The following is a 10,125-nucleotide window of genomic DNA, read 5'->3' as shown; positions in this document are numbered from 1 at the left end:
GTTCAACATCGACACCCGCACCGACACCGAACTCGGCGCTCTGCGTGGTTACATCGGTCTTCGTGGCCAGGCTGACAACGACTCGAGCCGCGGCGTAAACGTCGACCAGGCTTTCATCGAGCTCGGCGGCCTGAAGGTCGGTTACATGTACACCTGGTGGGATGACGATCTCTCCGGCGAAACCGATATCCTGTCTTCGAACACCACCCGTGGCAACGCTCTGCGTTACACCTACGATGCTGGTTCGTTCTATGCTGGTATCAGCGTTGAAGAACTCGACTCGGTACGTGATGGCAATTCCAACCTCGGCGTTGCCAAGGGTGGCGTCTTTGAAGGCCCGAACAACGTTGGCGTCAGCGGCATCATCGGCGCGAAGTTCGGCGCAGTTTCTGCCAACCTGCTCGGCTCCTATGACACCGACCAGGAAAATGGTGCAATCCGCGCTATCCTGACGGCTGACATCGGTCCTGGCACGTTTGGTCTCTCTGGCGTTTGGGCTTCTGGCGCAAACTACTACTACGAAGAGTCCGAGTGGGCAGTTGCTGCTGAATACGCAATCAAGGCAACTGACAAGCTGACCATCACCCCCGGCGCTCAGTACCTCGGCACGATCGATATCGCTCCTGATGGTGACTTCACCGGCGACAACGATGCATGGCGCGCTGGTCTGACGGTTGATTACAAGATCACCCAGGGTCTCGATGCCAAGATCGCTGCAAACTACCAGGACGTCGATGGTCCGACCGGCGACAGCTGGACCGGCTTCGTTCGCCTTCAGCGCACGTTCTAATCTGATCTGACATTGTCAGTGATGGAAAGCCCGGCTCTCGAGCCGGGCTTTTTCGTTTGAGTGCCGTGAAAGCGTAACTGCCCGGTGCATCCTGAAAACAAAAAAGCACCGGGGCCAGCCGGTGCTTCGATATTGTCACAGTCATCAACCGATAACTTCGATTGTTACCCCGCCCGCCCATGGCGCAGGTCATCGACGATATCGGCCTGTTGTCCAAGCCTCGTCTTGTAGACCTGATAATTCTCCATCACCCGCTGCACGTAATTGCGGGTTTCGGGGAAGGGGATGCGCTCGATCCAGTCCACGACATCGTCGATTGGCTTGCCACGCGGGTCGCCATAGCGGGCGATCCATTCCGGCACGCGTTTCGGGCCGGCATTATAGGCGATGAAGGTGAGGATGTAGGAGCCGCCGAAACTGTCGATCTGTTCGCCGAGATAATGTGCGCCGAGCGTGGCGTTATATCCGGCGTCGCTAGTCAGCATCGCCTGAGTGTAGGGCAGGCCGTGGCGTCCGGCCACGCCCTTGGCAGTTCCCGGCAGCAATTGCAGCAGACCGCGAGCATTCGCAGCGGAGACGGCGGCCGGGTTGAAGGCGCTTTCCTGCCGGGCGATGGCATAGGCAAGCGCCTTGCCGGAGCCGGCAATATTGGCACTGGCGGGAATGACACCGAGCGGATAGGCAAGGGCGGCCGCATCGATGCCGCGGCTGAAGGCCGTCTTGCCGATTTGCAGTGATACCTGATGGTTGCCGTTGCCCTCCGCCCTTGCTGCCAGAATGGCAAGCTCGCCCGGGCTGTCGAGCTGATCTGCCAATGACCTGTAGAGGCTGTCGGCCCGCCAGCCGTAGCCTGCGGCTTCCAGCCTGTCGATGGCCCGCACGGCTTCGCGGCCGGCAAATCGTTCACGGTCGGCAGCGCTCGGAGCAGGGTATGTGACGTTCAGCGTCTTTGCATCGATTCGTGCGGCGGCAAGCTGGCCGTAAAAGGTGCCGGAATGGGCAGCCGCCTTGGTGAAGAAATCGCGGGCATTGCCCGGCCCGCCCACTTCCGCCGCCCGCCCCAGCCAATAATAGGCCCGCGAGGCGGAAAGTGGCCGGTTCGAGGTCTGCAAAAGGGTGTTGAAGTGGCGTGAGGCCGTGGCGGGATCGCGCAGCGCCCGCAACGCATACCAGCCAGCATGGAATTCCGCGTCGGCAACATCGACGGCTGATGTGGCCGAATGATTGGCAACGATGCGATAGGCTTCGGCAAAATCGCTGAGATCGGCGACGCCGCGCGCGATGATTCGCCGCTCGTTCCACCACTCGCCGGGATTGACGAGTTTTGCCGTGTCCTTCGGCGCCTGCTTTAAAAGTGCTGCGGCTTCCGGATATTTCTGCTGGTTGCGGAGATTTTCGATGCGCGCGAAGAGAAAAGCAGGGTCGCTGCGCAAGTTGGCGTCAACCTTGCCCAGCAGCGCCACGGCGTTGCCTGAGCGCTGCAGCACGGCGGCCCAGGCATTGTAGAGCGACTGCGCCTTGCCGAGATCACCGAAACGTTTCGCCTGGCCGATTCGGCTGCGATACATCAGATAATCCATCCGCGCCTTGTGGTCGGCGGGCGTCAGATAAGTGGGGAACTCGGCAAGAACACGGTCTTCCATGTCCTTGTCCATGCCTTCGCTCACCCAGAGCTGGCGAATGAGGCGTTGTGCTTCCAAAGCCTTGCCGGAAGAGGTGAGGGCCTTGGCGAGCACAACGGTGCCCTCGGCTGTTTCCGGCCGGCCGCTGCCAAAAGCGGCAAGCACCTGGGGTGCCGGTGGATTTTCGCGGTAAAGCGCCTTTTCGGAATTGGCGCGCAGCGTCGCAGCGCCTGGCCACCCCGCTAGCTCGCTCTGGGCTGTAGTGATTTCGGCGGAAGGCACGTCCTTCTGCCCGGAAATGGCAATCGCCCAGGTAAGAATATGCCGGTCGAGACTGCCTGTCTGCATGGCGTTGCGAAGGGCGATGGCGCGTGTCGTGTCGCGGCTGGAAAGCGCATCCAGTCCGGCTTTAAGCTGGCTCGCATCGTCAGGCCGGTTAAGGCGTGGTATGGCGCCGGTAATTTCGGGCGAGGCCGGCATGAAGGCGGGAACAGCAGGCGCATTCGGCTTCACATAGGGAAGCGGCACGGCAGCTTCCGGCACGGGGCCGGCCAGCGCGTTCCAAACGGTCGCGGCAAGACCTGCCGCCATCAATCCCCAAACTGTCTTTTTCATGCCGCTCTTCATCACTGGACGGAAACAATCGACCTTCTTGTATTGTCGTTTCATTGCAGCGGGATTGCGAAATGCGCCAGTGCGTTGCACCTATGAGTTTCGCCTCAGATCCCGCTCTGGAATCTACGGAGACTGTGCTTAACGAAACCTTACTTTCCGCTCGGCACTCCAATCAACTTTTATTCACCGGTCTGCGAGCGGCGTAAAATTCCACCGCCTCGTTTTTTGCCTGCCGCGTGAGCTTCCGCGACTGTCACACTTCCGACAATTTCGGACAAAATAGGCTGCCTTTGCGCTTGTCGGCGCCAAGGGCTGGCACTAATGTGTGCCGGTTTTAACCATCGAATGCGGCCGAAGCATGAACCGGCTCGGCGCCAGGAGCTTTGTATGTTCAAGGGATCAATTCCCGCCCTCATTACCCCGTTCACGGACAATGGTGCCGTGGACGAACAGGCATTTGCCGCCCATGTGGAATGGCAGATTGCCGAAGGCAGCAACGGACTTGTGCCTGTGGGCACGACGGGGGAATCTCCAACCCTGTCCCATGACGAGCACAAACGTGTGGTCGAGCTGTGCATCGAGGTAGCGGCGAAACGGGTTCCGGTCATCGCGGGCGCTGGCTCCAACAATACCGATGAAGCGATCGAACTTGCCCTGCACGCGCAGGATGCCGGCGCGGATGCGCTGCTGGTAGTCACCCCCTATTATAACAAGCCGACGCAGAAGGGGCTTTTCGCCCATTTTTCCGCAGTTGCGGAAGCGGTGAAACTGCCGATCGTCATCTATAACATCCCGCCGCGTTCGGTGGTGGATATGTCGCCGGAAACCATGGGTGCGCTTGTGAAGGCGCACAAGAACATCGTCGGCGTCAAGGATGCGACGGGCAAGCTCGACCGCGTCTCCGAACAGCGGATTTCCTGCGGCAAGGATTTCATCCAGCTGTCCGGCGAAGATGGCACGGCGCTCGGCTTCAACGCCCATGGCGGCGTCGGCTGCATTTCGGTCAGCGCCAATGTTGCGCCACGCCTCTGTTCTGAATTCCAGGCGGCCATGCTTGCAGGCGACTACGCCAAGGCGCTGGAGTATCAGGACCGCCTGATGCCGCTGCACCGGGCCATCTTCATGGAACCTGGTGTCTGCGGCACAAAATATGCGCTTTCGAAGACCCGTGGCTGTAACCGCAAGGTCCGTTCGCCGTTGATGAGCACGCTGGAACCGGCAACGGAAGCGGCAATCGACGCGGCACTGAAGCATGCCGGCCTGATGAACTGAGGGGGCACCTGAAACCCGAAAGGCGCGCAAGGGGACTGCTTCGCGACAGAAGCCGTTCCGCGCGCCTTTTCTTTTCGTAACGACGATACTAAATAGAAACTTGAAAACCGCTCGTGGTGGACAAGCCGCAGGCGCAATAAGAAAAACAAGGGATTGAAATATCATGGCCCCCAAAGGCAGCCAGCGCGTGGTGAACAAGATCGTTGCGGAAAACCGCAAGGCTCGTTTCAACTACGAAATCGTCGACACCTATGAGGCGGGTTTGGTGCTGACCGGCACCGAGGTCAAGGCGCTGCGCGAAGGCAAGGCAAACATCGCCGAATCCTACGCATCGGACGAGGGCGATGAAATCTGGCTCATCAATTCCCACCTGCCGGAATATCTGCAGGCCAACCGCTTCAACCACGAGCCGCGCCGCCGTCGCAAGTTGCTGCTGAACAAGCGCGAGATCAACCGTCTGCGCGCCGGCATCAACCGTGAAGGCATGACGCTGGTGCCGCTGAAGGTCTATTTCAACGAAAAGGGCCGTGCGAAGCTGGAACTGGCACTGGCCAAGGGCAAGAAGCTGCACGACAAGCGCGAGACGGAGAAGGAACGCGACTGGAACCGGCAGAAGTCGCGGCTGCTGAAGGGCAACAACGCCTAGAGCTCACTCCCTCATTCCTGCACTAGTCGCAAGAATCAAGCCGCCGCGCGTCTGCGCGGCGAGAGAGTTCTTTTAAGCCCAAGGACTTAGGCTGGCTAGATTGCTGTGACAAGCACAGGAATGAGAGCGGGGATGCTTTCGCCTCTAGAATAGACAGCTCTCACGCCGCCCTATAAGTCCGCTCCACATAGGACGTGGACGCCGAAACGCTGAACCGGCTGACCAGTGCCGCCAGATTGGCGCTCACATCGCTCAGATTGTGCGTGGCCGCGTTGGTTTCTTCCACCATGGCCGCATTCTTCTGGGTCAGATTGTCCATGCTGTTGATGGCGGCGCTGATTTCCTGAATGCCGACGGACTGCTCCTGGGCCGCCTTGGTCAGCGAGGTGATATGTTCCTGAATATGATCCACCTTGTTGCCGATCGTATTCAGCGATTGCCCGGTTTTATTGACCAGCGATACGCCCTGCATCACATCCTCCGAGGATTTGGTGATGAGGGTCTTGATCTCCTTGGCGGCGTTGGCTGAACGCTGTGCCAGCTCGCGCACTTCCTGGGCGACGACGGCAAAACCTTTGCCAGCTTCACCGGCACGCGCGGCTTCCACACCGGCATTCAGCGCCAGAAGGTTCGTCTGGAACGAAATCTCGTCGATGACGGAAATGATCTGGGTGATCTTCTGCGACGATTCCTCGATGGCGCCCATCGCTTTTACCGCTTCCGTCACCACATCCCGTGACCGCGCCGCTTCGGCGGCCGAGCTTTCGACGATGGCCTTGGCTTCTTCGGAGCGCTGCGCCGAAAGTTTGGAAATGGTGGTGATTTCCTCCACGGCGGCGGCGGTTTCCTCAAGGGCTGCTGCCTGCTGCTCCGTTCTGCGGGCCATGTCGTCGGTAGCCGATGTCAGTTCGCGCGTATTGCCTGATATCTTGTTGGCTTCCTCGACGATCTGCGAGAATGCACCCGCGAGATTGCCGACCGCAGCGTTGAAATTGGCAATCAGACCCTCAAATTGCGGTGCAGTCTTTTCATTGATGCTGGAGGTGAGGTCGCCATTCGCCAGCTTGTTCAGGGCGTTGTTGAGCAGTTCGAGAACGTGCTCCTGCTCCTTCTTCATCTGCACCTGTTGTTCCTCGACCTTCAGCCGCTCGGCGGCAAGCACGTCGAGGTATACGGAGATCGAATAGTCCATGTCGAGAAGGGCGGCCTTGATCGTTACCGTCAGAGCGTCGTTCAGCTTCTTGGCCTTCTTTTCCTGGAAAAGGCCCTTCAGTTCTGAATTGACGATGGCTTTGACGATGCCATCAAGCATCAGCGCGTAACCGCCAATATACCATCTCGGCTCCAGCCCCAGCCTTGCATGGGTACGGCCGATGGCCGTCACGGCATCGGTATAGTCCGAGTTGAAGGCGCCGGAGGCAATTCTTGCCCAGTGTTTCATTTGCATGCCTTTGGCATGCTGGACATGCGCGTCGCTTGCAAAGAATTTCGCCGTTTCCGGCACGGAGCGCGCCTTCGCATAAAAACGGTCGAGAGAGGCGTCGAGCGAGCCTGTAATGACGCCCTTCATGTCCGAAAGGTTTTGCCGTTGCTCCTGGCCAAGCCCCAGAAAATTAAGTCTTTCGTCGAGTTGTTGATTGGTTTTTACTTGGCCATGCATGTCTGAACATCCTGATTTGACACCGAAATCATGTCGTTGGTGCCGTTGGGTGATTTAGACACGTCTAAAATTAACCAAGATATAATTTTGACTGGCCGAATTTGATGTTTGTTAATTTTAAGAGGAATTTTCCGCCAGGAATACACGGTTGTGGCGCCAAACAAAAACGCGCCCGCCTTGCAGACGGACGCGTTCTCATTAGGTCGGCGGCTTAAAAACCGGTATCAGATCGTCTCGGGGCTTTCGACGTGCCGGGCAGGGCGCTCGTTCGGGTCACGCCCGATTTCGGCCTTCAAGGTCATGAGATCAATGAAGTGATCTGCCTGCCTGCGCAGATCGTCGGCGATCATTGCGGGCTGCGTTGCCATGGTGGACACCACGGAAACCTTGCGGCCCTTGCGCTGAAGCGCGTCCACCAGCTTGGTGAAGTCGCCGTCACCGGAAAACAGAACCAGATGATCGACAGTCTCTGACTGTTCCATGGCATCGACAGCAAGTTCGATATCCATGTTGCCTTTGATCTTGCGGCGACCGAGCGCGTCGGTGAATTCCTTCGCCGGCTTCGTCACGACCTTGTAGCCGTTATAATCCAGCCAGTCGATCAGAGGGCGGATCGAGGAATATTCCTGATCCTCGATCAATGCGGTGTAATAGTAGGCGCGCAGCAGGTATCCGCGCTTCTGAAACGCCTTAAGAAGCTTGCGATAGTCGATATCGAACCCCAGGCTTTTAGATGCTGCATAAAGATTGGCTCCATCTATAAAGAGCGCAATTTTCTCCCGTGGATCGAACATTCCATCCCATTCCTTTTTTGGAAAGGCCATTATCTGGCTTTTATTTCCGGTCGCAAATGCGAAAAATCATGTCGTATCAACGAATTTTGCGTAGCGCCGTTGCGTTTTAAGTAAGGTAACTTCACCCGTATTCCAAGACAATTCTTCTAGACATTTTGTTCATCAGACGCCAAACAAGGGCAATAAGGTGCCAAAAGACGCCAAAGACAGGAAAAACTTGAATTCCGCGGCCAATGGCTGTATCGGAAGCTGGAAGGCTTCGTCGCGAGGAATCCAAAGCGTTTTTCGCAAGGCACGAAGCGCAGATTCAATAGGTTAGAGCATCCCTTGTGCATCCTCAAGAAAGCACGGCGCTCTGATCCACGACATTACGACTCGCAAAGGACAGGCAATGGCCCGCGTCACAGTTGAAGATTGCATTGATAAAGTAGACAACCGTTTCGAGCTGGTCCTTCTCGCCAGCCACCGTGCGCGCCAGATTTCCCAGGGCTCGTCCATCACGGTTGACCGCGATAACGACAAGAACCCGGTCGTCGCTCTGCGCGAAATCGCCGACGAGATGCTTTCGCCCGACGACCTCAAGGAAGACCTCATCCATTCGCTGCAGAAGCATGTGGAAGTGGACGAGCCCGAGCCCGATCCGGTTACGCTGGCAGCCTCCGCTACTGCCGATGGCGAAGAGGACGACCAGCCGGAAACCGTTACTTTCGACCAGATGTCGGAAGAAGAACTGCTGGCCGGTATCGAAGGCCTTGTGCCGCCGGAAAAAAATGACGACTATTGATCTGACTTTATGACGCCATTGGCGGGCGGTGGTTACCGTCTGTCAATATTTGCCGTCATAATCTGATCCCTATTGATGCAGCATTGTGCGCCGACCCCAAGGTTGGCGCGCTTTCTTTTTGTGGAATATCGCATGATGCGGCAATACGAACTCGTTGAGCGGGTTCAAAAATATAAACCGGATGCGAATGAGGCCCTGCTGAACAAGGCCTATGTTTATGCAATGCAGAAACATGGCCAGCAAAAGCGGGCCAATGGCGACCCCTATATCTCGCATCCGCTGGAAGTTGCCGCCATCCTGACGGAAATGCATCTCGACGAATCGACCATCGCTGTGGCGCTGCTGCACGATACGATCGAGGATACCACCGCTACCCGCGCTGAAATCGACGAGCTGTTCGGCGAGGATATCGGCAGACTGGTGGAGGGGCTGACCAAGCTCAAGAAACTCGATCTCGTCACGCGCAAGGCCAAGCAGGCCGAAAACCTGCGCAAGCTGCTGCTTGCCATTTCCGACGACGTGCGCGTTCTTCTGGTGAAGCTGGCCGACCGCCTGCACAACATGCGCACCATGGAATATATGCCGGCGGACAAACGCAGCCGCATTTCCGAAGAAACCATGGAAATCTATGCGCCGCTCGCGGGCCGCATGGGCATGCAGGACATGCGCGACGAGCTGGAGGACCTGTCCTTCCGTTACCTCAATCCGGAAGCCTATGAGACGGTGACCAACCGCCTTCAGGAACTCGAAACGCGCAACGAAGGGCTCATCAAGAAGATCGAGGACGAGCTGCGCGAGCTACTCGTGGCGAATGGCCTTCTCGGCGCCAGCGTCAAGGGGCGTCAGAAGAAGCCCTATTCGGTGTTCCGAAAGATGCAGTCGAAATCGCTCTCTTTCGAGCAACTGTCCGACGTCTACGGCTTCCGCATTCTGGTGGACGATATTCCTTCCTGCTACCGGGCGCTCGGCATTGTCCACACCCGCTGGCGCGTGGTACCCGGCCGCTTCAAGGACTATATCTCCACGCCGAAGCAGAACGACTATCGTTCCATCCACACCACGATCGTTGGCCCTTCGCGCCAGCGTATTGAGTTGCAGCTGCGCACCAAGCGCATGCACGAAATCGCCGAATTCGGCATTGCCGCCCATGCGCTCTATAAGGACGGCGAAAACGGGGAGGGCGATCTGCTCTCGCCGGAGAGCAACGCCTATTCCTGGCTGCGCCACACCATCGAATCGCTGGCAGAAGGCGACAGCCCGGAAGAATTCCTCGAACATACCAAGCTGGAACTGTTCCAGGACCAGGTGTTCTGCTTCACACCCAAGGGCAAGCTGATTGCGCTGCCGCGTGGCGCGACGCCCATCGATTTCGCCTATGCGGTGCACACCAATATCGGCGACACCACAGTTGGCGCCAAGATCAACGGCCGGATCATGCCGCTTGTGACCCGGCTCAACAACGGCGACGAGGTGGAGATCATCCGCTCCGGCGTGCAGGTTCCGCCCGCTGCATGGGAAGAGGTGGTGGTGACGGGCAAGGCCCGCTCGGCCATCCGCCGCGCCACGCGCATGGCCATTCGCAAGCAATATTCGGGTCTCGGTTACCGTATTCTGGAGCGCACTTTCGAACGTGCCGGCAAGGCCTTCTCGCGTGACGCGCTAAAACCCGTGCTGCATCGTCTGGCGCAGAAGGATGTGGAAGACGCTATCGCCGCCGTCGGGCGCGGCGAGGTCTCCTCGCTCGACGTGCTGCGTGCAGTCTATCCGGATTATCAGGACGAGCGCGTGACTGTGAAGATGACCGGCGACGACGGCTGGTTCAACATGCGCAGCGCTTCCGGTATGGTCTTCAAGATCCCCGGAAAGTCGCGCTCCGTTCTGGAAGACGATGGCGCAGCCGAAATGCTCGATGGACCGGACCCGCTGCCCATCCGTGGCCTTT

8 protein-coding genes are annotated in these 10,125 nt (G+C 58.1%); 5 read left to right on the top strand and 3 right to left on the bottom strand.

All coding sequences use genetic code 11. The features are described 5' to 3' along the window. On the top strand, nt 1-790 hold a 790-nt coding region (locus T18_RS04335), incomplete at its 5' end, for a porin (RefSeq protein WP_075807492.1). Between the two features lie 164 nt (nt 791-954). On the opposite strand, the gene T18_RS04330 is transcribed toward T18_RS04335, so the two are convergent. Continuing rightward, nucleotides 955-3,027, bottom strand: a complete 2,073-nt coding sequence (locus T18_RS04330; protein ID WP_038490445.1) for a lytic transglycosylase domain-containing protein — start codon at nt 3,025-3,027, stop codon at nt 955-957. Nucleotides 3,028-3,414: 387 nt separating this feature from the next. Between T18_RS04330 and dapA the strand changes: the two genes are divergently transcribed. Together dapA and smpB are read left to right on the top strand one after the other, a co-directional pair. Continuing rightward, nucleotides 3,415-4,299 (top strand): 4-hydroxy-tetrahydrodipicolinate synthase, encoded by an 885-nt coding sequence (dapA, locus tag T18_RS04325; RefSeq protein ID WP_038490447.1) that lies wholly within the window; start codon nt 3,415-3,417, stop codon nt 4,297-4,299. Between the two features lie 163 nt (nt 4,300-4,462). Then, nucleotides 4,463-4,945, top strand: coding sequence for an SsrA-binding protein SmpB (gene smpB / locus T18_RS04320; RefSeq protein ID WP_038490450.1), 483 nt, complete (start codon nt 4,463-4,465; stop codon nt 4,943-4,945). A gap of 160 nt (nt 4,946-5,105) precedes the next feature. Here smpB and T18_RS04315 read toward each other — a convergent pair whose 3' ends face one another. Further along, nucleotides 5,106-6,605, bottom strand: coding sequence for a methyl-accepting chemotaxis protein (locus T18_RS04315; protein ID WP_038490453.1), 1,500 nt, complete (start codon nt 6,603-6,605; stop codon nt 5,106-5,108). 224 nt (nt 6,606-6,829) lie between these two features. Next, on the bottom strand, nt 6,830-7,399 hold the full coding sequence (locus T18_RS04310; protein ID WP_013635795.1) for an NYN domain-containing protein: 570 nt from the start codon (nt 7,397-7,399) through the stop codon (nt 6,830-6,832). A gap of 391 nt (nt 7,400-7,790) precedes the next feature. On the opposite strand from T18_RS04310, the gene rpoZ reads away from it, so the two are divergent. Together rpoZ and T18_RS04300 are read left to right on the top strand one after the other, a co-directional pair. Continuing rightward, nucleotides 7,791-8,183, top strand: a complete 393-nt coding sequence (rpoZ, locus tag T18_RS04305) for a DNA-directed RNA polymerase subunit omega (RefSeq protein ID WP_003512234.1) — start codon at nt 7,791-7,793, stop codon at nt 8,181-8,183. 132 nt (nt 8,184-8,315) lie between these two features. Beyond that, a partial coding sequence (locus T18_RS04300) for a bifunctional (p)ppGpp synthetase/guanosine-3',5'-bis(diphosphate) 3'-pyrophosphohydrolase (protein WP_323455187.1) occupies nt 8,316-10,125 on the top strand: 1,810 nt, incomplete at its 3' end.

This window comes from Rhizobium sp. TBD182 (assembly GCF_001950375.1).
In the GTDB taxonomy this organism is placed as follows: Bacteria; Pseudomonadota; Alphaproteobacteria; order Rhizobiales; family Rhizobiaceae; genus Agrobacterium; species Agrobacterium tumefaciens.
Note: the sequence above shows the minus strand (reverse complement) of the source record. Positions and strands in the feature narration are given on the sequence as shown.